Here is a 23,694-nt window from a genome sequence, read left to right as displayed (position 1 = left end):
CTCACCCTGCCAGCCAACATGACAGCGCCCGTTGAACGCCTTCGCGGCCACCTGGCAAGGCTCAGCGACATCGCCGTAGCCGACCCGAAGTTCCCGCCCACGGATGGGATGGTGCAGCTCATCGAGCGGGGGCGTCCCATGCGAAGGGAGCGCATGCCGGCCGACCAACAGCAAACCATCGGTCTGGCTCGGCGCCTGGCCTTCACGCTGTCCGACCTGGTCGAGGAGCTGATCGAGGCTCGGTACATCAGGGGCGACGAATGATGCACGACCCCAACGACCGTAGACACCCGCCGGTGAACGTCACGGTGATGCCCGACCCGACGGACGCCTACGACTACGAGTCGGTGTCCGTGAACGTGGGCTTGCCGACCTGGCGTTGCAGGACGAGCAGTTGGTGCCTAGGTGTAAGGATCTCGATGTCTTTGTCCCGGTCGCTCATCGGCAGCAGGCGCAGAAGCGAGAAGGTTTTGGTCGCGGCGAGGTAGGCCAGGCGCAGCAGCACGAGATCATGATGTCGTCCGCGTCTGTGCACGTGAAGACATCGGAGCGGTCCGCGAGCGAGACCTGAGGGGTCAGTCGATCAAGGCCTCCACCTGGGTGGATGATTTATCGGCACCCGCAGTGTCTGACCAGGCCGAATGATGAATCGGCACCCGCAGGGCCAGCCGGTACGGCGGGCCTCCTGGCGCATCGCCGCGGCTCCGCGCGGGGGACTATGCGTCCCCGCGCGGAGCCGTCAGACCACCAGCCGGTCAGGCGTCGGCGATCGGGCTGGTGCCCAGGCGGACGTTGTCGATCGCCCAGTACCAGTTGTTGCCCGCGTTGAAGATCCGGAAGCTGACCTTCGCCGACGCGGCCTCGGCCGGGACGGGGCAGGAGAGCTGGACGAGGCGGTTCTCCTGGTCCTGGCCCTTGTTGGTGTTCCCGGAGGTGGCGCTGCTGTAGTGCAGCAACTGGACCTTGTCGCCCGTGTCAAACTGGACGGTGACCTCGGCCTCCTGCGGGCTCTCCTGCCGGTAGTGGGAGTCGAAGCCCAGGTGGAGGGTGGAGGTGCCCGACGGGATGGCCACCGCTGGGGTGGTCAGGGTCGAGTCGAACCGGCCTCGGCCGGACGGGCTGCCGGTGTCGTCCCAGTCGTCAGGGTCGGCGACCGCGACGATGCCGAGGGCGCGGCTGAAGTTGGGGCGGTCCTGCCCGCCGGGGAACCAGAACTGCTTGGACAAGAAGGTCCAGCCCTGCAGCTCCCGGGTGCCCTGCGGCATGGCCGGCGCGTTGGTGACCGTCCAGCCCTCGGGGGCGGTCCGGGTCCAGCCGAGCAGGCCGGGCCGGCTGAGGTCGGCCGCCGGGGCGAGCACGGGGGCGACGGACTCGAAGTCCTCCGCAAGCAGGTAGCCGGTCATGACGGGCCCGGTCTTGGCGGACAGGGACGCGGTCGCCTGCTGGACGCTGCCACTCAGATTCGCCGTGACGGTCGCCTTGAGGCTGCCAGAGGCGCGCGCCGCCGAGGCGGGCGCCACGACGTCCCACTCCAGGCGGGCGGAGGAGCAGACTGGAACGGCCGCCGGCGCGTCGCCCCTGGGGGTGGCGGTCCAGCCCGTCGGGAGGGCCAGCGTGGCGGCCAGGCCGGTGAGCGGGGTGCCGCCGGAATTGGTGACGGTGGCGGTCACGATGACCGGCCTGCCCGGCGAGAGCACGGTGCCGTCGGTGCCGGGCGAACTCGCCGGACCGCTCAGCGAGACGCTCATCGCAGGGGCGACCTGGGAGCGGACGCGTGCGTCGGCGAGCCTGAGCAGGCCGTTGCCGTCGCCGTGGGCGGCGACCACCAGGCTGCCTGCGGTGGCGTTCGGAGCGGGCGTAACGGTGAAGCGCACATCGGCCGAATCCCCGGAGGCGACCAACGTCGGCGCCGCAGCGGCCTGCTCGACCGTCCAGCCGGAGGGGGCGAGTAGGGCGACCGAGAGCCGGTCGAGCTTGGCGTCAGCTTGGTTTCGCACGGTGACGACGACATCGGCCGGGTTGCCCTGCACGAACGGCGTGTCCTGGGAGGGCAGCGGCTCCGGCAGGGTGATCGTCGCGGCAAGCGCCAGGGCAGCACCGGTCGCCGGGTCGGTGACGCCGGGCCTGCCGTCGGCCAGGTGGCCGGTCATCCGGCGCAGGAACGCCGGGTCTCCCTGGTCGACGACCACGACGTCGTACCAGCCGTGGTCCGGGAGGTGGATCGGCACGGTCTGGGTCTCGCCGGGCGCGAGGGTGACGGTCTGGACATGGGCACCGGGTTTGCGCGGGTAGACCGACTCGCCGACGAGGAGCGTGCGGGTGGCGGTTGAGGGGTTGGCGCACCGGACCTTCACCTGGCCGGGGATGGCCTGCTCGACGAGGTACGCCTCGGCGCCCACGCCGGTGCCGCGCAGTTCCCAGACGGACCAGCCGGTGCCGTGGACCTGCAGGTCGTAGCCGTCGGCGCCGTAATCGACCGTGTTGTCGGCGATCCCGCCCGCTGAGACGGTCCAGGCGCGCGGGGCGGTGCCGTCGCCGGGGTAGGCGGTGAACGTGGCGGCGGTGGTGCCTGCGTTGCCGAGCTGGAGGCGTACGTCGGAGCCGGTGACGTCGGCCCGCAGGGACAGCCGGTACGGGGAGGGGCGCGTCGGGCGGGTGCCGGCCTCCTGCTCCGGGAGTGACTGGTTCTTCGGCGGTACGGGGTTCCAGCGGCCGACCCGCGCCGGCACCGGGCCGGGCTGCTCCACCTTGGGCTGCGCGTATCCGCGGTTGAAGTCGAAGGCGGAGGTCAGGTCGCCGAACACGCTGCGGCGCCAGGCGCTGATGTTGGGCTCCTGGACACCGGTCCACTTCTCCAGGAACCGGATGGCCGAGGTGTGGTCGAACGCCTCCGAGCAGACGAAACCGCCCACCGTCCACGGCGACACGATCGTCATCGGCACGCGCGGACCGGGGCCGACCGGCTTGCCGTTGAACCAGTCGTCGCTGTTGCCGGAGTCGGGCCGGGGCGCGACCGGGGCGGGCACGTGGTCGAAGTAGCCGTCGTTCTCGTCGAAGTTGATGAACAGAGCCGTCTTCGACCAGGTCTTCGGGTCGCTCGCGATGGCGTCGAGGAGGTCGTAGATGAGGTTGGCGCTGCCAACCGGGGTGGAGGAGCTGGGGTGCTCGGAGAGCGCCGCCGTCGGAACCAGCCAACTGACCTTCGGCAGCGTGCCGTTCTTGATGTCGGACCTGATCCGCTGGACGAGGGTGTCCGGCTCGGAGCGGTAGGCGCCTCGCATGAAAAGCTGGCGTTCCGCCTCGGTCAGCGAGTCGATGCCCTGCTGGAACTGGGCAAGCGCGGCCTTCCGCTGGTCCGCCGTCTTGCTCCACAGGCCGTCGTAGAACTGCTCTGTGGTGGAGTACTGGCCGCTGACCTTGGACAAGATCTTCCGGCCGATCTGCTTCCAGGGCCGGAAGTACTCCACCGCGTTGTCGGTGAAGTTGTCCCATTCCTGGTAGATCTGCCAGGAGACGCTGGCGGCCTCCAGGCGCTCGGGGTACGTCGTCCAGTCGTAACCCGGGTGGGTGTAGGAGTACGCAGCGTTGGTGACGGCCCGGTTGGCGCTGTCCGGCTCGTAACCGGTCGTGCCGGTCCACAGGTAGTTGCGGTTGGGGTTGGTCGAGCCGTAGACCGAGCAGAAGCAGGCGTCGCAGATAGTGAAACGGTCGGCCAGTTCGTACTGGAGGGGGATGTCGCGCCGGTCGTAGAAGGCCATGGTGCTCTGGCCCTTGGCCGCGACCCAGTCGTTCCACCAGCCGTTCGCCCGGGCCTGGTTGGCGTCGGAGAAGCCGTGCGGGAGCGAGCCGAGGTATTGGATGTCGTTCTCAGGGCGGCCGACGTCGATCGCCGCCTGCCGGGCCGAGAATGGCAGGACCTTGCCACCGCCGGACCGCGGCTGCTCAAAGGCGGTGGCTCCGGTGGGCAGACGGAGCGGCGTACGGTCGCCGAAGCCGCGCACGCCCTTGAGGGTGCCGAAGTAGTTGTCGAAGGAACGGTTCTCCTGCATCAGGATGATGACGTGTTCTATCGCATCCATACCACCGGGAGGCAGCGGCGCGGCCATCGCCTTCAGCAGCGACGGGGGCAGGAAAGAGAGCGCAGTGCCACCGGCGAGGGCACCGAGAAGTCTGCGGCGGGAGAGACTAGACATGGAGCTGAGGCTAGGTCGCTCCGGTACTACGACGAAACCTTGAGTGACGAGTCTTCGTTGACTGTTCGATCATCAACATCGACCGTTCCATCAGTTGTATAGCCAAATTCCCATCGACCCCGTCGAACGTTCGTAGCAACGGAGAGTTGCTGTCGGCACCCTCTAGTACTACAGCAGGGGTTCAGCCATTGATCGGAGACCAATCGCTCCGTGGAGCCGACGGGACAGCGGCGCCTCACGCCGCCCGCGGGCAGGAAAAGCTCTTCAATCCCCGGCGCGACTGGTCGCCTGTGCTGGCCCGCCTGGGGCGCCGAGGTCCTGGCGAGTTGCCGCTGTCGGAGGAAGCTCGGCGGCTCGTCGAGGAGTTCGACCAGCTCATCCTCGATCGCCGGACGCCTGACTACCGCAAGAACATCCGCACGCTGACCATCCTGGTGCACTGGCTCGGCGCTGAGAACGCCATCCTGGAGCGCGATGTCCACGATTTGGTCAGTTGTTCTGCGACTCTCACGGCGAAGCCGGTCTGTCAGTTCCTCCGTTCTCATGGTCTGCTCATTGATGATCCGGACCGCCGCCAGGACGTGAATCTCGCATGGATCCAGGTCGCGATCAGTGTCCTCCCGGACCCGCTCGCCAGCGAGATCCACGCATGGGTGACCCTTCTGCGCAGCCAGGGGCGCCGCGAGGGCGAGGTCCGCGATTACCGCAGCATTCGCCGCTACCTCGCCCACATTGAACCCGTCCTCACCACGTGGACAGCCGCCGGCGTGACCACTCTGCGAAAGATCACGACTGACCACATTGAGGCGGTGGTATCCGGCCTGTCGGGATGAGAGCGCCAGCAGGTCGCGGTGAGCCTGCGCAGGCGTTGTCACGTTGTCGAGGGTGTTGGCGCTTGGCGGGGCGTCGGGGCGTGCTGGGGTCGGGTTCCGGCTCCGCGCTCAGGCCGTGGCGGGCTGGCCGGCGGTGCCGGTGATCTGTTCCCAGATCGCGAAGCGGACGGTCATTTCGGCGCGGTGGTCGGTGGCGGTCATCAGGTGGCGTCGGGGTCGGAAGTGGGGTGAGATGTCGCTGAACGCGGACAGGAACCGTTGGGCTCCGCCGACGCTGCGGAAGCCCTTCATGGCGCGTTCTCGTTGCCGGGTCGGCTGGTGGGAGTTCTCGGCCCGGTTGTTGAGGCCCTTGTGGGAGCGGTGCTCGACGGAAGGCATCACCTCGCGGTGGGCGGCCCCGTAACTGCGGAGCTTGTCCGTGACCACCACCCGCGGCACCGAGCGGGTCTTCTTGAGGAGCTTGCGGAAGAAACGCCTGGCCGCGGCCTTGTCGCGTCTGTTCTGCACGAGGATGTCCAGCACGTTGCCGTCCTGGTCCACCGCGCGCCACAGGTACTTCAGCTCACCGTTGATCTTAATGAAGACCTCGTCCAGGTGCCATTTGTCGCCGGGACAGGGACGCCGGCGACGCAGCGCGTTGGCGTAGGCCTGACCGAACTTCAGGCACCACCGCCGGACGGTTTCGTAGGAGACGACCACGCCGCGCTCGAGCATCAGTTCCTCGACCTCCCGGAACGACAGCGGGAACCGGTGGTACAGCCACACGCAGTGGGAGATGATCTCGACGTCGTACCGGTGCCCCCGGGTACGACGGCGACACGGACGACACGAGCAGTCCCCTCCCCGATACGACCTCCACGAAGATCATCCCACGCCGGTCAGTCAACGTGACAACGCCGGTCGAGGGCCTGTGGGCGCATATCAAGCGGAGCCTGGCCAACCTGGCCGCCCGCACCCTCAGCGAGCTGGAGACCCTGCTCCGCAGGCGACTCAAAGCACTGCAGTACCGGCACACCATCCTCGGCGGATTCCTCGCCGGGACCGGCCTCGCTCTCGACAGACCGAACTGACCCAGATATGCCGAAGTCAGGTAACGGGCAGTCCACGGACTGCCCGACTCTCCGGAAGGTTACGGAGCCGTGATCACTCGCCCCGAAGCAGCTCCACCGACCTCACTATCCGCTGCTGTGTCATGACCGATGCAAGGTCCGGTCACTGCGCAGCGGTATGAAGTTCCAGTCCAGCCTCTGCTCCTCGTCCACTACGGGCGTGTAGTCGTTGAGGGGCTGGTTGGTCTCGAGAGACGTGGCGATCGCCTCCATGAGCATCGGCAGGGACGTCCACATTTCGTGTGATACGCGCATGATGCCTTCCACGGCCTCGGCTTCGTGGACACGCCCCCGGTCGATCTCGGGACGGTGGTCCAGTACGAGGTGACCCCCGCCGAGGTCCCGCGCGATGGGGATCAACTGCGGGTGTCCGTAGAGGACGCTGCTGGACCCGATCTTCATGAAGTCGTAGTCCGCCTCGTCTCCCTTCTCATCCGCCATGCACTGGTCGTAGAAGCCGGTGAGAAGGTGCCACGCAGCCGTGATCTCGCGTGCGCTCATCGGTCGGTAGAACGCCGGCAGCAGCGAGCCCCGCTGGTCGAGGAGACCGTCGTGCCGCAGCAGCGACATCACCAAGGGCTTCAGCAGCGGCCGGCCGATGGTGCGTTCGGTCGCGGCGATGTCCGCCGGATCCGCGGGCGGCGCCAGCGCGGCGTAGGTCGCCGGGGCGTGCTCGGCCAGCCAGTTCTCGATGCGCGTCCACGACTCACTGATCGGTGCGGTCATGGCACGGCATCCTGCCACCTGGTACCGACAACCCCCGGGGAACAGCCGAGAGTGGCCGTGACCCCGATACCTCCGGCTGGGGCCGTCTCTGGGCCGTGCGAGGGGGCTCAACAATGACAGGCGACGACAGCCGCCGACCGCTGACCCGCAGGCCAGAAGGGCGGTGGCTGGAGTGCGTGCAGGTCAGGAAGGTGTCGCGTCACTTCTTCGGCTACTGATCGCGCTCGATTGAGCACAGCACCTCAGGTCCGCCCGTCCTCCAGCTACGGCGCCACTGGTAGACCGACTACTCACCCACCAGTAACTCCCGTGCGGTGCACGGGACTTCCCCGTCCTCCTCGAAGAGGTCAACGGCCCGCATCCGCACCTCTTCCCGGCGCTTGCGCTGCTCGGCGGTCAGCCCGCCCCCATCCGGATACCGCATGCCTTCGACGTACCAGCCCGGACGGACCGCGTCACCAGTCCCGACTCAGACCCAGACCCCAAGACGCCGAAGTCAGTAACTGCGTGACAATGCCGACGCATAGCAGCGGACAACCGCGCACGCTGACGGACTATCGCAGATGGAGGAGTTGGCGGTCGAAGTGCTGGCGCAGCTGCCGGACGACCGGGCACGCCGGGAGGTGATGGCGCTCGTGGAGGTCGCGCGGATGGAACCGCAGGCATGGCCCCGACGTCCGAGATCCCGGATCCGTGGAGGAGATCCGTGAGGCGTTCGGGAGGCGCTGCTGGATCCAATACATGCCCCACCCTGCCGGGGCGATCGAGGTCGGCGAGATCGGCTGGGTCGGCTGACGACCGGTCGCAGCGGCGCGCCCCGGACGGCAGGGGCTTTCCGCCAGCCGTCGCGCACCGTGCCGGGACGGAGATTTCCCCCTGCCGGATGGCTGGCACGAAGGTTCGTGACGCTTGCCAGGCCGCCCAGAGGCACGGAAAGCTGTGGATCTTCAAGGGCGGCAACCTCGTCAGGAGCAACAGGTGAAATCTAAAATTATCCGACGGATCGCTGCAGGAGTGATCTTCCTCCAGATAGCATATGTGGTGCTCGCGAAAATCGTGATTGCCATCATGCTCGAAGACACTTCTGTCATCGACCATACGGAACCCCCGACAGGCGAATCAGAATTCTATCGACTGGTGGCGTGGGCAGTCCTGATCGTGCTTCTTGCAGGCGCACTGCTGCTCGCGCTTCCAAGGAAATGGGAGCGAGCCCCTCGATGGGGCAAATTCTCACTTCTAGGAACTGTCGCCCTCATCGAATGTTCAGTCATTGTTGGAGCTCTGCTGAACATGTCCACCCAGAGTTTCGGGCCCGACGTAGTCCTGAACATCGGCATGGTCGCACTCTCCGGCGTGGCTGCGTTCGCCTCAGCATCTGAGCTGTTCCAGGAACGTGCCGGAGCTGCGCGGAGCAGCGTTTTTCCGGCCCCGACGCCACCTCATGACCGCAGCTGAGTACCGCGCCGAGATGACCGTCCGCTTCACCATCTGGAACCGGATCACAGATGCGACCGCCCTGCCTACCGCGGCCTGACACAAGGACCGCCGCCCGGCCCCTCCACGGCCACACACACCCTCAGCCAGACACCGACTGGTCAAGTTGACAACGCCTCGGGGTGCACTGCAGGTGGCGCAGGCACGCGAGCACCAGGCGCAGCGGCCGTGCGGGTGCCGATTAATCATCCGACCTGCTCAGGCGGCATGTTGGTACTCATGCAGGGTTCCGCCGAGCCGGTCTCGTCGGTGGACCTCCAGATGTGCGATCTGTCCTGGTTCGGTGATCGGTTCAGGTAGCGGGCGGAGCGGGGCGGCTTGGCCGAGGGGCCGGTGCGGCCGATGCCCGTTGTAGAACGATTCGAACTCTTGGAGCACGTGCAGGAGGTGGCTTTGGTTCCAGATCAAGGTGCGGTCCAGCAGCTCCCTGCGGCAGGTCTGTATCCAGCGCTCCATGATGGAGTTCATTCGGGGCATCCGGACACCGCTGGCGACGACCTCCGGCCCGGCGTCGGCGAGCACGGCGTCGAAGGCCTGTGTGAACTTCCGGTCCCGGTCGCGGATCAAAAACCTGGCCTGGCTGCCCGCGTCCTGGAGATCCATGGCGAGATTGCGTCCGAGCTGTACCACCCAGTCCGCGGTGGGGTGTGCGGTGGCGCCCAGGATCCGGATCCTGCGGGTGGTGTGCTCGATGACGGCGAAAACGTACAGGCGTGCCCCGGCCAGGGTGCGGGTCTCGAAGAAGTCGCAGGCGAGGAGCGCGTCGGCCTGGCTGCGCAGGAAGTCGGCCCAGGTCGTGCCTTCGCGTTCGGGGGCGGGCGGGATGCCGTGCTCCTTGAGGATCTCCCAGACGGTGGAGGCGGCGACCTTGATGCCGAGCGCCGCGAGCTCACCGTGGATGCGGCGGTACCCCCAGGAGCTGTTCTCGCGTGCCAGGCGCAAGACCAGGCTGCGGATCGAGCGGACTGTGGGTGGGCGCCCCCGCCGCCTCGGTGCGCACGTGACGGCATGGCGCTGTTTGAGCAGGTCGCGGTGCCATCGCAAGATCGTGTCGGGACGCACCAGCAGCAGGAGCCGGCGCAGCCTGAAGTTCCCCCTGGGGCCTGGACAGCGGGTTTTTAGGCTGCGGGGGTGAGGTCCTGCCTGAGCAAGATCCTCGTTTCGAGCGGGGTGACGTACCCGTACTCGGGGTGCCTGCGGAGTCGGCTGCGGTTGTACTCGATCTCGATGTAACGGAAGACATCGGCCCGAGCGGCCTCGCGGGTCTCCCAGACGGTGGTTCCGATCTCCGCTTTGAGAACGGCGAACCAGCTTTCCGCGGCAGCGTTATCGTAACAAGAACCGACACGCCCCATCGACTGCCTCATGCGCAACTTCCGTATCTCCGTGCGGAATTCGTCACTCGTGTATTCGCTGCCGCGGTCGGTATGCATGATGCAGCCGTCCTCCAGAGTGCCGCGTCCGGCCGCCATCCGCAGGGCTGCGACCGGCAGCTCGGCGCGGTGGTGGTCGGCCATCGCCCAGCCGATCACCTCCCGCGTCGCGAGATCGATGCAGGTCGCCAGATACAACTTCCCTTCCAGCGTGACGAGTTCGGTCATGTCACCGACCAGCCGCATCCCGGGGCGGGTTGCGGTGAAGTCCCGAACGATCAGATCGGCGGCGAACACCGCCCGCTTCGCCTGCCGGGTCAGCCCCCGACGCCGGCGGCGGGTGATCCCGACGATCCGGTGCTTGCGCATCAGCCGCTCGACCTTCTTCAGGTTCATGATCCGCCCGGCCCGCCGCAGGGCGGCGTGGATCCGCGGGACCCCGTAGGCGCCGCGTGACCCGGCATGGAGTACTCGGATCTCGTTCACGAGGCGCTCCTCCTCGCGCCACGCGGCTCGACGCGCCGACGCCGTCGCCCGGTGCGCGTAGTAAGTCGAGCGCGGCACTCCCAGCGCACGGCACAGCAGCGCAACGCTGTGACCGGCGGGATTGCCGCCCGATGCCTTCTCCGCGTCGATGAAGCGGCACCGCGTGGCGGTGTCTACCTCATCTTGTCCTGCGCGAAGAAGGCGGTCGCTTTTCCCAGGATGTCGACCGTCTTCTCGAGCTCGCGGACCTTGCGCCGCAACTGGGCGAGTTCTTCGCGCTCGGCGCTGGTCAGAGCCCCGGCAGACCCCTCGCCCCGGTCGACCTTGGCCTGCTTCACCCAGCCTCGCAGACCCTCCGGGCTCACCCCCAGGTCCCGGGCGACCTCGGTGACCGTCTTGTCCGACGACAACGCCAGCGCAACGGCATCCCGCTTGAACTCCGCCGTATACCGCTTGCTCATATTGCTCTTCTTGCTCACTGCCTGTAACTGCTTCCTCCGGGACCTTCCGTCCCAGTATCAGGCTGTCCAGGTCAAAGGGGGAGCTTCACCCGCAGTCTCGGCCGTGCGGTCGGGCAGCACGTCGATCCGCTCATGGGTCTCGGCGTCGATCACCACGGTGGCGTAGCGGTGCCGCCGGCGCAGAGCGAAGTCGTCGACGCCGATCACGCGGGGCACCCGTCCGGTGGGCAACGGGATGCGCAGCAGGGTGCGCAGGGCCGTGTGACGCGAGAGACCCATCGCGAGTATCGCCAGCAGGCGTGCTCTAGCCCGGCCCGCTAACTCTTTGACCACGGCCTTGACTTGCCTGGTCAGAGGGGCTGTGCGTCGCTGGTATCGCTCCAGGACTCCGGGCACCTGCTCGCGGAAGGTGTGGCGGCAGCCGCGCGTGGGGCACACAAGGCGCCGCACCCGTACGCGGACCACCACCCGTCGACCGTCGACCGGTATGTCGGCCACGGTCCGCCAGTAATAGCCATGCACGCGTCCCGACGAGGCCCCGCATATCGGGCAGACCGCGGTGTCCTTCGGAGTCCGTGCCCGCACCACGATCCGCTCACCCTCGGCGGCCACATCCTCGATGACCAGCGGGGACAGTCCCGAAAACACCGTCTGCACAAGCTCGTTGACATCCATCACACTGATGTCAACGACCCCTCACAACTCTACGTCACCACCGAATATGAGACAGGGCCGTTCACCGTACAGACCCGCGCTTACGCACCCGCTGCGCGACCACCCGTCGAGCCCGTGGACACCTCGATGCCCGCTAATTTGGTTGAGCCCGCACCCTGCAATCGTGTTGGCTAGCGGCACCGAACTGTCAGTACCGCAGGTGTCCGCTCGGCTGTAGCAGGGAGTTAAACGTGCAGGACATTGTTGTCGACCCCGTTGCCCACAATCGGGCAGCCTGGGACAAGTATGTCCAAGAGGGCAACGAGTGGTCGAGGCCGGTGAGTGCTGAGGATGTCGAGCGCGCCCGCATGGGCGACTGGTCGATTGTTCTCATCGGGCGTGAGCCAGTCGACCGCTCCTGGCTGCCGACGGACCTGACCGGCAAGGACGTGTTGTGCCTGGCCTCCGGCGGTGGCCAGCAGGGTCCGATCCTCGCCGCCGCAGGGGCGCGGGTCACCGTATTCGACAACTCACCCCGCCAGCTCGGCCAGGACCAGATGGTGGCGGCGCGCGACGGACTCGAGCTGCGCACCGTCCTAGGCGACATGCGCGACCTCAGCGCCTTCGGCGACGCAACATTCGACGTCCTATTCCATCCGGTCTCTAACCTATTCGTACCAGACTTGGCACCGGTGTGGCGTGAGTGCTTCCGCATCCTGCGACCGGGCGGAACTCTGCTCGTGGGCTTCCTCAACCCTGATGTGTACTTGTTCGACCACGAGGCGCTCGACGAGCGCGGCGAGCTGATCGTCGTGCACAAGCTGCCCTACAGCGATGTCACGCAGTACTCCGCCGAGGAACGCGCCACGAAGTTCGGCGCGGATGCCGCTCTTGAATACAGCCACACCCTCACCGACCAGATCGGCGGGCAACTCGCCGCGGGGTTCGTCGTCACCGGCTTCGCGGAAGCGCCGCACCAATCCAACGCATCCGCTCAATACATGTCGCACTATTTTGCGACGCTGGCGGTCAAGCCGGGCTGACCCAGCCGTGGGGCCGGCCAAGACGGCCGTGTCTCCGAATGGCCAAGTGGAGCGCTGTGCCAGCCCGACCCCCACGAACTTCGCTGAGCCACGATCGTTGGGCCAAACAATTCTCCGGGATCGTCGACCAGGCCCCAACCCTCATCGGTGCCGCGCACGTCTTCTTCGAGTGGCGGATGACCCCAATCAGGGTTCCCTGGGCAGAACCGCTCGTGGAGATCGGCGGTCTCGGCATACACCTCCGGTTCTCCCGGCCGGCGGACAACAACGTGGCCGAGCAGCGCCATTTAGCCTCCGGGATGGAGCATGTCGTGCGCTCGCTGCCAGCCAATCGACGGGTCAACCCAGTGCCACGACGACGCAGCCACGAGGACATCGAAGCGTCGACCGCGGTTGTCCTACTCCTCAAACGTCGACGTCTCGACTTCGACGTTGCGGAAGGAAGCGATCCGGTGGCGAGCGAGTGCGGCCATGTCTGCCCCAGGCTCGACGGCAGTCACTGAGTATCCGAGCGCTGCTAGCGAGCGCGTCGCCTGACCGGTACCGCAGCCCACCTCCAGCACCGACGACCGTTCGTCCATGCTGGTGACGGCGCCAAGGTCCGCGAACAACTCGTCGGGGTATCCCGGCCGGACCCGGTCGTAGAGCTCCGGCACCTCGTTGAACACTCGTCCGAGGTCGTGTCGATTTGGGCGCATCTTCGGATCACCAGTCACGAACGCACAAGCTATGAGGTCCGTCCACGAAAATGCCACTGGTTTACCGGCAGCTGCCGTGCTGCCTCCGGTAGTTCAGAGAAGAACTCATCGCCCCCGAGGCGGTCGATGGCGGCGTGCGGACCTGCCCATGCGGTGAGCCGGGCCGCGATCGACGCGCGGACGGTGTCCCCGGCTGCGTGCCCGAGGCTGTCGTTGATGTCTTTGAAGTGGTTTTCCCGGACTCCGGAGCACCGCTGACGATGATCCGCCAGTACATCGAAGGGCAGAACCGGCCTGTCTGACCGTCACCCCGGAGGCGCGGCGAACTCCGGCGCTTCGCGCCTCCGGACCAAGGATGCGTTTCCCTCCCCGGCTGAAGCCGGGGATACCCACGCAAGATCAGGGATGGAGATCTCCATGTAGGTGGAGGCGGGGCGCGGTGCGCCTTTCGGGAAACCCTGGCTACCGCGGCCGTCTCACCGGCATGGTGAGCCGGGACGACCTGTTGGCCCGCTTCCTGGAGCCACACACCAACGGTCTGACGGCAGACGCCTCGCCGGCCCCAGCCCCTCGCAGGGCTGGGGCCGGCGCATGTTCACCTCTCGTCGTTCTTCAGCGCCTTGGCCTCGCTCTTGAAGATGCGGGCCGCCTTGCCTGCCGAACGTGTCAGCTCGGGCAGCTTCTTGACCCCCAGGACCACCACGACGACGAGGAGGACAAGAGCCAGTTCACTCAGGCCGAACATCAGATCTGCTCTCCCAGGGGGACGGACGGCGGCCGAAACGGCATACCGGCAGCACATCGCTCTCTACAGTGCTGTAGAAGTTTCTCCTGGAGCGTGATCGCTCAACAAGCCCGCCTTCCGGCCCGGCCGGGAACAGCGCGTTGCACGGAGGAACAGAGCAGGATGACGGAAGTGACCGCCGGGACGCGGACCACCCGGGAGACATTGGCGCGGCAGTGTCGCGCCATCACGGAGGCACGCTGGTTCGCCGCCACCGTGTTCACCCTGATCCTCACCAACGCCGCGCTGCTCGGCGTGGAGACGTACAGCGGACTGGTGGACGACTGGCACCGGTGGTTACGCCTCGCCGAGCACGCCTGCGTCGCCGCCTTCACGGTGGAAATTGTGCTGCGCCTGGCCGCCCACGCCAACCGCCCCCGGGACTTCTTCCGCGACCCGTGGAACCTCTTCGACCTCGCCGTCGTACTGAGCGCCTTCCTGCCCGTCGTACGCGAGAACACCACCGTCCTGCGACTGTTGCGGCTGGCCCGAGTGCTGCGCACCGCCCGCTTCCTGCCGCAGCTGCGCATCTTCCTGGTCGCGGTCGGCCGCAGTCTCCCCGGCACGCTCAGCTTCCTGGTCGTGGGCGCTCTGCTGCTGTACGTCTACGCGATGGTGGGCTGGGTCTTCTTCGCACACCACGATCCCGAGCACTACGGCTCCATCGGCCGCGCCGTCCTCACCCTCTTCCTCCTGATGACCCTGGACGGCATCGGCGATGCGGTCCGTGCGGGCCTGGAGGTCTCCCACTGGAGCATCCTCTACTACGCCTCCTACGTCCTGCTCGCTTCCTTCGTCCTCGTCAACGTCCTCATCGGCGTCGTCATCACTTCCCTCGACGAAGCACGCGACATGGAGGAAAACGACGCTCGGGACCGGTCTTTCGCGGCCTCCCCAGAGGACCCCCACCTGCTGCTCGAACGCATCGCCACCGCCCGCCGCGCCCTCGACGACCTGGAGCGCGGCCTGACCCGGGTCTCGCCGGGCCGGCCCCGCGAGGCAGAGCGGACTGCCTCCACCTCCGGAGGTCACTCGTAGCCACAACGGCAGATGGCGAGAGGCGACCCATGAAGACCTCAAACATCATCAACTCGACCTTCATCGGCGTCCTGAGTCGGCTCGAACTCGACCGCGCCGCCGCCAACGTCGGCCTCACCCTCCCCCACCGCATCCTGCTCCAGCGATCACCACACAGCGCTACCACCGATTACGGGGCAGAGCCGTTCGTTTGACAAACCTGAATCGAGGCCCGGCTACCGCCTTGGGTCGACCACTCGTTGACCAGTACGGGGATGGAGACCACTGCGATGGCCGGAGTGTCGGCGAGATTTTCGCGCGTCGGTCAACTCGTCGAGCATGACGGGACATGCCCCCGCCGTTGCGCGGTGACGAATGCCACCCGCCGCCCAGGACAGCGACACCGAGGCGTGCTGGTTCTCCACAATGTCGTGGGCGGACTCCGCGCGGCTGGGATAGCCGGACAGTCCGCCTTCGTGCCTGAGCCGGGAGAAATCCTGGCGCCGCGTCAGCAGCTTGTGCCGACAGCGTTCTTTGTCGGCCCGTGCCCGGTCCGGTGGTGGTCGCCGCGGCCGGGTGAGCGGCAGAGGCTACGGGCACGTGAGTGGGGCGGAGTGAGGAGTCAGGGAGCGAAGTACCAGCAGTACAGGTTCAGGTTCCTCTCGACTCCGCGGCCGGCCAGAACCGACAGGCGCTCAAAGAGGTCCACCGCTCTGTCGAGCGAGATTTCATCGTCCGGCTCTGAAGTCTCAGCCCACAGAACGGCTGTCGTCCGGAGTCGATCCGTTCCCGCACTGACCAATGCCGTGCACAGCCTGTCCCCTCTCTGTCAAAGTAGATCGAGTCAGGCATACTGGATGATTCATTGAGTCGAGGGCGGAGAAGGAGTAGTGCCCGGGTGGCCAGCACGAATGACCACGGGACCCCTGATCCGCAGGTAGAAGCCCGTTCGACCGGTCCGCGCCGGTATACCGCGGAGTACAAGGCGAGGATCCTCGCGGAGTACGAGACGTTGGACAAGAAGGGCAAGGGCGCTCTGCTGCGGCGGGAGGGTCTGTACTCGTCGTTGATCACGACGTGGCGGCAGCAGCGGGACAAGGGCGCCCTGGACGGGCTCGCCGCGTCGGCCGGACGGCCGAAGGCGGACCCGAGGGACAAGGAGATCGCGAAGCTGAAGGCGGAGAAGGCCCGCCTGGAAGCCGACCTCGCGAAGGCCCGCACCGTCATCGAGGTCCAGGGAAAACTCTCCGCGCTGCTCGACCAGTTCGCCACGGACAGCGCCCCGAACAGGAACGGCGAGAAGAACCAGTGACCGGGGCCCAGTTCGCGGCCGTGGCGTTCAACACCGCCCGCAACCAGGCCCTTGAAGAGCTCACCGGGCTGGTCGGACGCGTCCAGGCATGCGCCGCGCTCGGCGTGAGCCGTGCCACCTACTACCGCCAACACCGCCGAAGCCCCGCCCCGGCCAAGCCGCGGCGGGAACGGCGCCGACACCCCCGCGCTCTCGCACCCGAGGAGGAGATACGGGTCCTCGATGTGCTCCATTCCCCGGAGTTCGCTGACATGGCGCCCGCCGAGATCTACGCGGTCCTCCTGGACCGGGGTGTCTACCTGTGCTCGGAGTCGACGATGTACCGGCTCCTGCGACGACATGGCGAGGTCCGTGAACGCCGCCGTCAGGCCGTCCACCCACCCCGGACCGTTCCCGAGCTGGTCGCCGAGGGCCCGAACCGGGTCTGGAGCTGGGACATCACGAAGCTGAAGGGGCCGGTCAAGGGCGTCTACTACTGCCTCTACACGATCATCGACATCTTCAGCCGCTACACGGTCGGCTGGATGATCGCCGCCCACGAGAACAAGGACCTCGCCGAGCGGTTCCTGTCCGAGACGATCGCCAAGTACGGCATCGAACCCGGGCAGTTGACGATCCACTCGGACCGCGGGTCCCCGATGGTCGCGCAGAACGTCGCCCAGATGATGGCCGGTCTCGGCGTCACCAAGTCGCATTCGCGGCCGAAGACGTCGAACGACAACCCGTACAGCGAGAGCCAGTACAAGACCCTGAAATACCGGCACGACTTTCCCGAGCGTTTCGGATCTCTCGAGGACGCCCGGGCGTGGTGCACCCAGTTCTTCACCTGGTACAACGAGGAGCATCGGCACTCCGGGATCGGCCTGCACACGCCCTACGACGTGCACTTCGGTCTCGCCGAGCAGCTCCGCGAGATGCGTGCCGACGTCCTCCAGGCGGTCTACGCGAAGCACCCTGAACGCTTCGTCCGCAAGCCACCAGAGCCCCCGAAGGTCCCCGCAGCGGCCTGGATCAACCAGCCGGCACCAGACGGCCCACTGATCCCAGCACAGCGTTAGAACGATCTACCTGCCTTGATCGCTTTGACAGGTTCCGGTCCGGAATGGCAAAGACCGTGAACCCGTCGTTGGCCATGGGCACCACTTCGCGGAGCTGAACTGAATCAACCGGTCCCTTCGCCGACGCGCGTGGCAGCAAGGTTTCCCACTTCAGCACCGCATCATCGGGACAGATGCCGTCGCACGGCACCGCAGGGAATTCATGTCTCCTGCCCGGGCCGACCCGCACCGCCGCTTCGTCGTCTGCGGCGAGGAAGAACTCTCCAAGCACCATCGTCGGATCGTCTCATGCCCAGATACCTGCTCGACCTGCACACCCGCACCTTGCTGGCAGCCGGCGTCGAATTCCGACGTGCCGCTCTTCTGCTGACCCTGTCCCGGCTCCCCGTACAGCCTGCTGTGCCATGCGAGTCTCTCCGTTCACGCCGGCTTTCGTGAAACGGCTCGGCAGTCACGTAAGCACTCGCACGAGGTCGCGACACGGTCGCGTCGCGACGGGTCGGCTCCGTGAGCCGACGCAATCATGCGTTGGGGCAGCTGAACAGCAGCAGCACGTGGAAGACGGCGTCGAACTCGAGGCCGAGGATGCGGTCTGTCGGCGAGTTGACCCGGTGGTCGTCGCTCGGGCAGGACTTCGACCTCGTCGGGGACGTCAGCGTCGTCTCCGTCGAGGAGCTTGTCGAGGACCGCGAGAGTGTGACTCCTCCGCCCCGTGAACGGGGTGGCTTCTCGCTATGCCGGTTGGGCTTCGCGACGGACCAGCCCGGCCCGTAGGACGTTGAGAGCACCGACGGTGTCCGCGTGCGCGCTGTGACCGCAGGCGACGCAGTGGAACGTCTCCTGTGTGGGCCGGTTCTCCTTGGCGGTATGCCCACACTGGGGGCACCGCCGGGAGGTGTTGCGGGGGTCCACGGCCATCACTTCCCGTCCGGCGCATTCTGCCTTGGCGGTGAGGACCGTCAGGAACACCCCCCATCCGGCATCGGCGATCGAGCGGTTGTGTCCGGCCTTCGCGGCGGCCCCGTTGGGCAGGAAGCTGCCCGGCTGGTCGGGGTCGGGCTTCGGGGCCGGGGCCTTGCTCATGGTGCGGATCCTGAGGTCTTCGTGCGCGATGAAATCGTGCTCGCGGACCAGGGCCAGCGCGGTCTTGTGCGCGTGGTCCAGGCGTTGACGGCGGACCTTGCGGTGCAGACGTGCCACCGTCTCCACGGCCTTGCGGCGGCGCTTGCTTCCGCGCTTGCACCGGGCGAGGGCCTGCTGAGCTGCTTCGAGCTTCGCGGCGGCCTTCGCTCCGTGACGGGGGTTGGGCACGAACTCGCCGTTCGAGTCGGCGAGGAAGTTCGCTATGCCCAGGTCGATGCCGACCACGCTGCCGGTCGCCGGCAGCGGCTCGGGCCGGGGCCGCTCGGCGGTCAGGATCACATACCAGCGCTTGCCCTCACGCTTCACCGAGACGGTCTTGACCTTGCCGACCACGGGCCGGTGCTGGTGCACCTTGACGTGCCCGACACCCTGGAGGCGGACGCGGGTGACGGGGTCGTGCGGGGTGGCATCCCAGCGGCAGCCGTCCCCGTCCTTCGGGAAGTCCACGGTGTCGAACCGCCTGCCCGAACGAAAGCGCGGATACCCCGGTGCCTCTGCGGCCTTGACACGGCGGAAGAACGCGGCGAACGCCTTGTCCAGCCGTCGCAACGTCGCCTGCTGAGAAGAGAACGACCAACGGCCCTGACGTTCGGGGTCGAACGCCCGGATGTCCTTGAGCTGGGCGGACTGCTGCCCGTATCGGACCGTCGTCCTCGAGGTGTGCCGGTAGGCATCGCGGCGTTCTTGCAACGCGCCGTTGTAGAGCGAGCAGTGATCGCGCAGCATCTCGCGAAGGGCCTGGTCCTGCCGGGCGGTGGGTCGCAGGAGGAACTTGTACGCACGGATCATTCAGCCCACCCCCTCCGACTCGAATCGGCCTTAACCGTAGCATTGGTTCATGTCACCACGTTGGGAACCAAACCCCGACGTACGGCGCGGCCGTCACGTCGTCCACCACCTCCATGTGCATTTGGTGTTCGTCACCAGGCAGCGGACCGTCTTCGACGACGAGATGCTGACACGCTGCGAAGAGATCATGCGAAAAGTCTGCGAGGACTTCGAGGCAGACCTGATCGAGTTCAACGGCGGAGAAGACCACGTGCACCTGCTCGTGCATTACCCGCCGAGGGTCGCCCTGTCGAACTTGGTCAACAGTTTGAAGGGCGTGTCCTCGCGCCGGCTGAGGCAGGAGTTCACCGGCCACGTCAACCAGCCCATCATGCACGGCCGCTTCTGGTCCGGCTCCTACTTCGCGGGGTCATGCGGCGGCACACCCCTCCACATGGTCAAGGACTACATCGAGAACCAGAAGCGGCCCGACTGAGCACAGCTCCGCGGGCGAGGCATCCCGGAACGAAACTGCGGCGCTCCGCGCCGCAGGGTTCAGAATCGGATTCCCTCCCCGCCTGAAGGCGGGGATTCCCTCCGAAGAAGAGGGATGGTCGGCCCGCCAGCGTGTATGACGGTCCTTCGACTCCTTCAAGCGGTCCAGCTCGCCGACGACCGCCATGGGGAAGAGCACTCGTACGGGGCCGGTGTTCTCCATGAGAGCGGCGGAATCGACGTCCTGGAACTTCGGGAGGTGGATGTAGAAACTGGTCTCCGGTGCCAGGATCGAGACCTCGTTCTGGTTCAGTGAGCAGTCACCAGGCAACGTAGGGCGACAGGCGACTGCCTGACCGCTCCCACAGCGCGCGAATGTCAGCGTTCACCTCGGCGGCAGAGCGCACAGAACTGGGCTCAGTGACGGCTGGGGGCATGCGACAAGGCTACGACGCGGGACTGACAATCGAGCCGACAGAGTCCAGGGCAATGTCCCACGGGAAGCTCTCGAGACGCCGTTCGCCCGGCTGATTCGGCTCGAAACCTCCCGGCCCGTACAACACCGTCACCCCCGCGCTACGAAGCGTCTTCACCGACTGCTTGAACTGCGGATGCTGCACGTAGGCGGCGTTCACGCACGGCATCGTCACCGTCGGAACGTGTTTGCCGATCGCCTCCGCGACCACCCCGACGATGAAGCTGGACGTCAGTCCAAGAGCCCAGTGGTTGACCGTGTTAAAGGTGGCCGGCGCGACGAGGATCGCGTCCGCCGTCGGCCACACGTCCGGCTCGCCAGGCAGTTTGTACTCGGAGCGCACCGGGTGCCCGGTCAGCGCCTCCAGCTCCTGCAGCTGAGGTTCCAGCCATCTTGCCGCCACGGACGTCACTCCCAGACACACCTCCCAGCCGCGGGCCTGGGCGTCCCCCACAACCCGGGCCGCGTCGAAGACCGGCGGGGCGGCTGAGCCGAAGAGGTACAGAGTCGTCATGCGCCCATCCCACCTGCCGGGCCCTGGACATGCAACCGCCCCGAACCGTGCGAATCGGGGGCGATGCGGGGTCCAGCGCGCAGGCGCGCGGGTACTGTCCGGATGACGAGTCAGGAACGGAGCCACTATGCCCAGACTGGACGACGACACCACAGGTGCCCGAATCAAAGAGCAGCGGAAACTGGCCCGCCTGACGCAAAGGCAACTCGCGGACCGTATCCCGTACTCGTACAGCCTCCTCAACCAAGTCGAATGCGGCGCCAAACCCGCGAACCTCGACTTCGTCGCGGCGGTTGCGCAGGCCCTGAGAGTCGACGTCACCGTGCTGACGGGACAGCCTTACGTGACCGAACTGCAGCAGGACCGACTCGCTGAACTGGTACGCCCCATCCGGGAAGCCCTCGACCTCTACGACCTGGGGGCGGACGACGCCATCCCTGAGCAGCCGGCCGCCGAACTCGTGGCCGCCGCCGGCCAACTGTGCGAGCAGGTACGCGCCACACGCCTGCGCAAGGCGGCCAAGGCCCTGCCGGGGACGATCGCCGAGCTGACCACCGCAGCTTGGCGTACCCCGTCGACGGAGCTGTGGCAGGCCCTCGCCTCCACGTACCGGACCGCCCACGACATCAGTGTGAAGCTGGGCTACTACGACCTGTCTGCGGTAGCCCTCGACCGCATGGGCTGGGCGGCGCAGCGTGCATCCGACCCGTGCCTGGCCGCGGTCCGCCAGTACATGCGTGCGTTGGCCTATTTCCGGGAGGGGGAGTACCGGATCGGCCAGCGTCTCGTGGCAGTCGGCCACGGCATCGTCGGCGGTGCAGAGCAGACCCGCGAAGCCGTGGCAGTTACCGGGCAACTCCACCTCGGAGCGTCTGTGATCGCCGCCCGCGCCGACCAGCAGGATGCCGTGGACACCCACATCGCCGAAGCGAAGCGCTGTGCCAAGCAGACCGGCGACGCCTCCGAAGTCCACTGGCTGAGCTTCGGTCCGACGAACGTCGCACTCCACAGAATGTCCGCGGCCGTCGAAATGCGGCAGTACGACGAAGCCCTGAACCAAGCCCGGAAGATCACCCTGCCGACGGCTCTGGCCACCTCCCGCCGCGCCCACTTCCTCATCGACAAGGCCAGGTCGGAGATGGAGACCGGGCGCACGGAGGCGGCGCTGAGCAGCATCGTCGACGCCCGGCACACAGCCCCCGAGCAGACGCGCTACCACCCGGGCGCCCGCGAGACCATCAAGGGCCTGGTGCACATCTCGCGCCGCACCCCAGACACCCTCGGACACTTGGCCGCCTGGATCGGCCTGTAGCCGCACTCACACCCTGACCTGCCAACGCTCACAGATTCGTGAGCGTTGAGCCCTTCCCAGCCCGTCACGCTGGTCTCATCTGATCAACGAAGAGCCGGGGACGCCATGACCGTGAGAGACCTACCGCCAGTCAGTGACCTGACGGAACAGCAGCAGCGTGGGTGGTCCTGCGTCTGGTGCAAGGAGCCTCTCACTGTGGGCTCGGACAGGGATCTCGGCGAGAAGCGGGCTCAGCCCGAGGGCGGCGCCGCCTACAGCTGGTTCCCCCGGGCTTGCTCGGACGCGGCGGCGTGCGCTGCCCGTGAATCGGAGCAGGCGCCATGACGGCCTCAGTGGAGCAAGATGGCCCGGCCGGTCCGCCCGGCCCGGGGCGGGCCGAGCGGACCGGGCGGTGCCGGGTTGTCAGCGCACGTCGACGTAGTCGCCCGTGGCGTTGACCGCCGACGTGGTGGAGGTGCCCGCGAAGGACCAGCGCCAGTAACCGTCGGCCGAGGCCGTGACCGTCGTCGACAGGTTGCCCGTCGAGTTGGTGTTGACCGTCTTGACGGTCGTGTAGGTGCTGGTGCCCGCCTTGCGGAACTGCAGCTTCACGGGCTGGTTGGTGTAGCCCGCGTAGGTGCGCTTGTCCCAGTTGGCGCGGGTCAGCTTGCCCGTGACCTTGAGCGACTTGCCCTTGGTCACCGGCTCGGGCCCGGCGTCGACGCTGAGCTTGCCGCGGCGCAGGACCGGGTGGGTGATGTCGCCGCCGTTGTTGTAGAGATCGCCGTCCTTGGACTGGAGCTGGACGACCACCTTCCACGGCCCCGCGAGGGTGTTGCGGGGCACGCCCCAGCCCGAGTCGAGCTTGAAGGTGAGCTTGCAGGTGGAGGTGGTGGTGCTGCTCGCGGTGCACGTCGGGGTGCCGTGGTACGACCAGTAGTTGTCCCCGACCTCGCGCTTGATCTGGAAGAACGCGAGCTTGCTGCTGATCCCCGAGTCGTCCGAAGCCGTCACCGAGATGGTGAACGACTCGGTCTGGGAGGTGCCGAGGACGATGGGCTTGCCGCCGTTCACGGACACCTTCTGGATCACCACTCCGGTCTCCGCGGCGTACGCGGTCGGAGCGGTGACAGCGGAGGCGGAAAGGACCAGGGCGCCGGTGAGTACGGCGCCGATGGATGTTGCGCGCAATGAATCCCCAATGTGTCGAGCCGGCCCCGGCCGTGTGAATCCCCCCGGCCGCGGACTTGGCAGGTGGCGTGAGGATACGTCACCTGAGGTTCCCCTCGTAGTGTGGAGTCCGTGACAGCAGGGGGTGTTGGTTGTCATGGCGGAGAAGCGTCGAGTGTTCACGGTGGAGTTTCGTGAGGGGGCGGTACGCATCGTGACGGAGACCGGGAAGTCGGTCCCCGAGGTCGCGGAGGACCTGGGGATAAATGAGGCGACGCTGGCGAGCTGGGTCTCGCGGGCGAAGCGGGCCGGGAGGGCGACCGCGGAGGACAGGGACGCGTTGATCGCGCGGCTGACGGCGGAGAACGCGGCGTCGAAGAGGGAGAACAAGGAACTGGGGATGGAGCGTGACCGTTTCTGGCAGCCCGCGGCCTTCTTCAGTTCGAGCAGCCAGCGGTGCAAGCGCCGTCGTCCTCACGCAGCGCAGCGTGGGGGGGATAGCCAGGACGGGGGTTGCGGACTGCTGTCGGTTTGCTGAGCCGAAGTGAGTGGTGGTGTGCGGGAGTGAGTCCTGGCGGTGCATTCGCGGGAGTGGGA

General features: G+C 67.0%; 25 protein-coding genes and 5 pseudogenes. 13 read left to right on the top strand and 17 right to left on the bottom strand.

Features of this window, described 5'->3' with window-relative positions:
- The first annotated feature begins 18 nt into the window (after positions 1–18).
- Positions 19–264, top strand: a complete 246-nt coding sequence (locus OG972_RS46610) for a DUF6415 family natural product biosynthesis protein (protein WP_266992870.1) — start codon at positions 19–21, stop codon at positions 262–264.
- Between the two features lie 73 nt (positions 265–337).
- Here OG972_RS46610 and OG972_RS46605 read toward each other — a convergent pair whose 3' ends face one another.
- Together OG972_RS46605 and OG972_RS46600 are read right to left on the bottom strand one after the other, a co-directional pair.
- A complete protein-coding gene (locus tag OG972_RS46605; protein WP_266992868.1) occupies positions 338–505 on the bottom strand; it encodes a hypothetical protein in 168 nt (55 codons plus the stop codon).
- 250 nt (positions 506–755) lie between these two features.
- On the bottom strand, positions 756–4,193 hold the full coding sequence (locus tag OG972_RS46600; RefSeq protein WP_266992866.1) for a phosphocholine-specific phospholipase C: 3,438 nt from the start codon (positions 4,191–4,193) through the stop codon (positions 756–758).
- A 326-nt stretch (positions 4,194–4,519) separates the two neighbouring features.
- Between OG972_RS46600 and OG972_RS46595 the strand changes: the two genes are divergently transcribed.
- A complete protein-coding gene (locus tag OG972_RS46595) occupies positions 4,520–5,026 on the top strand; it encodes a hypothetical protein (protein ID WP_266992864.1) in 507 nt (168 codons plus the stop codon).
- A gap of 108 nt (positions 5,027–5,134) precedes the next feature.
- Here OG972_RS46595 and OG972_RS46590 read toward each other — a convergent pair whose 3' ends face one another.
- A complete protein-coding gene (locus tag OG972_RS46590; RefSeq protein WP_266993052.1) occupies positions 5,135–5,806 on the bottom strand; it encodes an IS6 family transposase in 672 nt (223 codons plus the stop codon).
- Between the two features lie 107 nt (positions 5,807–5,913).
- Here OG972_RS46590 and OG972_RS46585 point away from each other — a divergent pair, with 107 nt between their 5' ends.
- Positions 5,914–6,096 carry a hypothetical protein gene (locus OG972_RS46585; protein ID WP_266992862.1) on the top strand — a complete coding sequence of 61 codons (183 nt, stop codon included), beginning with the start codon at positions 5,914–5,916 and terminating at the stop codon, positions 6,094–6,096.
- A 120-nt stretch (positions 6,097–6,216) separates the two neighbouring features.
- Here OG972_RS46585 and OG972_RS46580 read toward each other — a convergent pair whose 3' ends face one another.
- Both OG972_RS46580 and OG972_RS46575 read right to left on the bottom strand, forming a co-directional pair.
- Complete coding sequence (locus tag OG972_RS46580) at positions 6,217–6,861, bottom strand: SMI1/KNR4 family protein (protein ID WP_266992860.1); 645 nt, start codon at positions 6,859–6,861, stop codon at positions 6,217–6,219.
- A 286-nt stretch (positions 6,862–7,147) separates the two neighbouring features.
- Positions 7,148–7,285: a hypothetical protein gene (locus OG972_RS46575; RefSeq protein ID WP_266992858.1), complete on the bottom strand. Its 138-nt coding sequence runs from the start codon at positions 7,283–7,285 to the stop codon at positions 7,148–7,150.
- A 139-nt stretch (positions 7,286–7,424) separates the two neighbouring features.
- Between OG972_RS46575 and OG972_RS46570 the strand changes: the two are divergent.
- The 3 genes and pseudogenes from OG972_RS46570 to OG972_RS46560 all read left to right on the top strand — a co-directional run.
- Positions 7,425–7,656: pseudogene (locus tag OG972_RS46570) on the top strand (hypothetical protein).
- A gap of 183 nt (positions 7,657–7,839) precedes the next feature.
- Complete coding sequence (locus OG972_RS46565; protein WP_266993072.1) at positions 7,840–8,316, top strand: hypothetical protein; 477 nt, start codon at positions 7,840–7,842, stop codon at positions 8,314–8,316.
- Positions 8,282–8,395 (top strand): annotated as a pseudogene (locus OG972_RS46560) (IS6 family transposase); the annotation flags it as partial. The gene OG972_RS46565 and the pseudogene OG972_RS46560, both read left to right, overlap by 35 nt.
- A 158-nt stretch (positions 8,396–8,553) precedes the next feature.
- On the opposite strand, the gene OG972_RS46555 reads toward OG972_RS46560, so the two are convergent.
- The 4 genes and pseudogenes from OG972_RS46555 to OG972_RS46540 form a co-directional block, all read right to left on the bottom strand.
- Entirely contained in the window at positions 8,554–9,438 is an 885-nt protein-coding gene (locus OG972_RS46555) for an integrase core domain-containing protein (RefSeq protein WP_266993050.1), read from the bottom strand.
- Between the two features lie 35 nt (positions 9,439–9,473).
- Positions 9,474–10,364: an IS3 family transposase gene (locus OG972_RS46550; RefSeq protein WP_266993048.1), complete on the bottom strand. Its 891-nt coding sequence runs from the start codon at positions 10,362–10,364 to the stop codon at positions 9,474–9,476.
- 23 nt (positions 10,365–10,387) lie between these two features.
- Positions 10,388–10,693, bottom strand: coding sequence for a transposase (locus OG972_RS46545; RefSeq protein ID WP_266992856.1), 306 nt, complete (start codon positions 10,691–10,693; stop codon positions 10,388–10,390).
- 75 nt (positions 10,694–10,768) lie between these two features.
- Positions 10,769–11,359 (bottom strand): annotated as a pseudogene (locus OG972_RS46540) (transposase family protein); the annotation flags it as partial.
- A gap of 221 nt (positions 11,360–11,580) precedes the next feature.
- On the opposite strand from OG972_RS46540, the gene OG972_RS46535 reads away from it, so the two are divergent.
- Positions 11,581–12,372: a class I SAM-dependent methyltransferase gene (locus OG972_RS46535; protein ID WP_266992854.1), complete on the top strand. Its 792-nt coding sequence runs from the start codon at positions 11,581–11,583 to the stop codon at positions 12,370–12,372.
- Between the two features lie 398 nt (positions 12,373–12,770).
- Here OG972_RS46535 and OG972_RS46530 read toward each other — a convergent pair whose 3' ends face one another.
- From OG972_RS46530 to OG972_RS46520, 3 genes are all read right to left on the bottom strand, one after another.
- Positions 12,771–13,088 carry a bifunctional 2-polyprenyl-6-hydroxyphenol methylase/3-demethylubiquinol 3-O-methyltransferase UbiG gene (locus OG972_RS46530; RefSeq protein ID WP_266992852.1) on the bottom strand — a complete coding sequence of 106 codons (318 nt, stop codon included), beginning with the start codon at positions 13,086–13,088 and terminating at the stop codon, positions 12,771–12,773.
- Positions 13,089–13,099: 11 nt separating this feature from the next.
- Positions 13,100–13,288 carry a GGDEF domain-containing protein gene (locus OG972_RS46525; protein WP_266993046.1) on the bottom strand — a complete coding sequence of 63 codons (189 nt, stop codon included), beginning with the start codon at positions 13,286–13,288 and terminating at the stop codon, positions 13,100–13,102.
- Positions 13,289–13,665: 377 nt separating this feature from the next.
- Positions 13,666–13,815, bottom strand: a complete 150-nt coding sequence (locus OG972_RS46520) for a twin-arginine translocase TatA/TatE family subunit (RefSeq protein ID WP_266992850.1) — start codon at positions 13,813–13,815, stop codon at positions 13,666–13,668.
- Positions 13,816–13,977: 162 nt separating this feature from the next.
- On the opposite strand from OG972_RS46520, the gene OG972_RS46515 reads away from it, so the two are divergent.
- Positions 13,978–14,892, top strand: a complete 915-nt coding sequence (locus tag OG972_RS46515; protein WP_266992848.1) for an ion transporter — start codon at positions 13,978–13,980, stop codon at positions 14,890–14,892.
- 29 nt (positions 14,893–14,921) lie between these two features.
- Entirely contained in the window at positions 14,922–15,086 is a 165-nt protein-coding gene (locus OG972_RS46510; RefSeq protein ID WP_266992846.1) for a hypothetical protein, read from the top strand.
- Positions 15,087–15,107: 21 nt separating this feature from the next.
- On the opposite strand, the pseudogene OG972_RS46505 reads toward OG972_RS46510, so the two are convergent.
- A pseudogene (locus OG972_RS46505) lies at positions 15,108–15,392 on the bottom strand (1-deoxy-D-xylulose-5-phosphate synthase N-terminal domain-containing protein); the annotation flags it as partial.
- 377 nt (positions 15,393–15,769) lie between these two features.
- Between OG972_RS46505 and OG972_RS46500 the strand changes: the two are divergent.
- A pseudogene (locus OG972_RS46500) lies at positions 15,770–17,241 on the top strand (IS3 family transposase).
- Here the strand turns inward: OG972_RS46500 and OG972_RS46495 are convergent.
- On the bottom strand, positions 17,195–17,515 hold the full coding sequence (locus tag OG972_RS46495) for a hypothetical protein (protein ID WP_266992844.1): 321 nt from the start codon (positions 17,513–17,515) through the stop codon (positions 17,195–17,197). The pseudogene OG972_RS46500 and the gene OG972_RS46495 overlap by 47 nt on opposite strands.
- 458 nt (positions 17,516–17,973) lie before the next feature.
- Complete coding sequence (locus OG972_RS46490) at positions 17,974–19,173, bottom strand: transposase (RefSeq protein ID WP_266992842.1); 1,200 nt, start codon at positions 19,171–19,173, stop codon at positions 17,974–17,976.
- A 49-nt stretch (positions 19,174–19,222) separates the two neighbouring features.
- Between OG972_RS46490 and tnpA the strand changes: the two genes are divergently transcribed.
- Positions 19,223–19,648, top strand: coding sequence for an IS200/IS605 family transposase (gene tnpA / locus OG972_RS46485; RefSeq protein ID WP_266992840.1), 426 nt, complete (start codon positions 19,223–19,225; stop codon positions 19,646–19,648).
- A gap of 445 nt (positions 19,649–20,093) precedes the next feature.
- Here the strand turns inward: tnpA and OG972_RS46480 are convergent, their stop codons facing one another.
- Positions 20,094–20,636: a flavoprotein gene (locus OG972_RS46480; protein ID WP_266992838.1), complete on the bottom strand. Its 543-nt coding sequence runs from the start codon at positions 20,634–20,636 to the stop codon at positions 20,094–20,096.
- 127 nt (positions 20,637–20,763) lie between these two features.
- Here OG972_RS46480 and OG972_RS46475 point away from each other — a divergent pair, with 127 nt between their 5' ends.
- Positions 20,764–21,948: a helix-turn-helix domain-containing protein gene (locus OG972_RS46475; RefSeq protein WP_266992836.1), complete on the top strand. Its 1,185-nt coding sequence runs from the start codon at positions 20,764–20,766 to the stop codon at positions 21,946–21,948.
- 402 nt (positions 21,949–22,350) lie between these two features.
- Here OG972_RS46475 and OG972_RS46470 read toward each other — a convergent pair whose 3' ends face one another.
- Positions 22,351–23,118: a hypothetical protein gene (locus OG972_RS46470; RefSeq protein WP_266992834.1), complete on the bottom strand. Its 768-nt coding sequence runs from the start codon at positions 23,116–23,118 to the stop codon at positions 22,351–22,353.
- Positions 23,119–23,254: 136 nt separating this feature from the next.
- Between OG972_RS46470 and OG972_RS46465 the strand changes: the two genes are divergently transcribed.
- Entirely contained in the window at positions 23,255–23,635 is a 381-nt protein-coding gene (locus tag OG972_RS46465) for a transposase (protein ID WP_266992832.1), read from the top strand.
- Positions 23,636–23,694: the final 59 nt, after the last annotated feature.

Origin of the sequence: Streptomyces sp. NBC_01669 (assembly GCF_026339735.1) — a bacterium.
Classification (GTDB): domain Bacteria; phylum Actinomycetota; class Actinomycetes; order Streptomycetales; family Streptomycetaceae; genus Streptomyces; species Streptomyces yanii.
This window is presented reverse-complemented; position numbering and strand designations above follow the sequence as displayed.

What these genes read in the sequence shown, in the direction of transcription:
- OG972_RS46610 (WP_266992870.1), top strand. Translation starts at nt 19, where the DNA reads ATGACAGCGCCCGTTGAACGCCTTCGCGGCCACCTGGCAAGGCTCAGC.
- OG972_RS46600 (WP_266992866.1), bottom strand. Translation starts at nt 4,193, where the DNA reads ATGTCTAGTCTCTCCCGCCGCAGACTTCTCGGTGCCCTCGCCGGTGGC.
- OG972_RS46580 (WP_266992860.1), bottom strand. Translation starts at nt 6,861, where the DNA reads ATGACCGCACCGATCAGTGAGTCGTGGACGCGCATCGAGAACTGGCTG.
- OG972_RS46575 (WP_266992858.1), bottom strand. Translation starts at nt 7,285, where the DNA reads ATGCGGTATCCGGATGGGGGCGGGCTGACCGCCGAGCAGCGCAAGCGC.
- OG972_RS46520 (WP_266992850.1), bottom strand. Translation starts at nt 13,815, where the DNA reads ATGTTCGGCCTGAGTGAACTGGCTCTTGTCCTCCTCGTCGTCGTGGTG.
- OG972_RS46515 (WP_266992848.1), top strand. Translation starts at nt 13,978, where the DNA reads ATGACGGAAGTGACCGCCGGGACGCGGACCACCCGGGAGACATTGGCG.
- OG972_RS46510 (WP_266992846.1), top strand. Translation starts at nt 14,922, where the DNA reads ATGAAGACCTCAAACATCATCAACTCGACCTTCATCGGCGTCCTGAGT.
- OG972_RS46495 (WP_266992844.1), bottom strand. Translation starts at nt 17,515, where the DNA reads ATGGTGCTTGGAGAGTTCTTCCTCGCCGCAGACGACGAAGCGGCGGTG.
- OG972_RS46490 (WP_266992842.1), bottom strand. Translation starts at nt 19,173, where the DNA reads ATGATCCGTGCGTACAAGTTCCTCCTGCGACCCACCGCCCGGCAGGAC.
- tnpA (WP_266992840.1), top strand. Translation starts at nt 19,223, where the DNA reads ATGTCACCACGTTGGGAACCAAACCCCGACGTACGGCGCGGCCGTCAC.
- OG972_RS46480 (WP_266992838.1), bottom strand. Translation starts at nt 20,636, where the DNA reads ATGACGACTCTGTACCTCTTCGGCTCAGCCGCCCCGCCGGTCTTCGAC.
- OG972_RS46475 (WP_266992836.1), top strand. Translation starts at nt 20,764, where the DNA reads ATGCCCAGACTGGACGACGACACCACAGGTGCCCGAATCAAAGAGCAG.
- OG972_RS46465 (WP_266992832.1), top strand. Translation starts at nt 23,255, where the DNA reads ATGGCGGAGAAGCGTCGAGTGTTCACGGTGGAGTTTCGTGAGGGGGCG.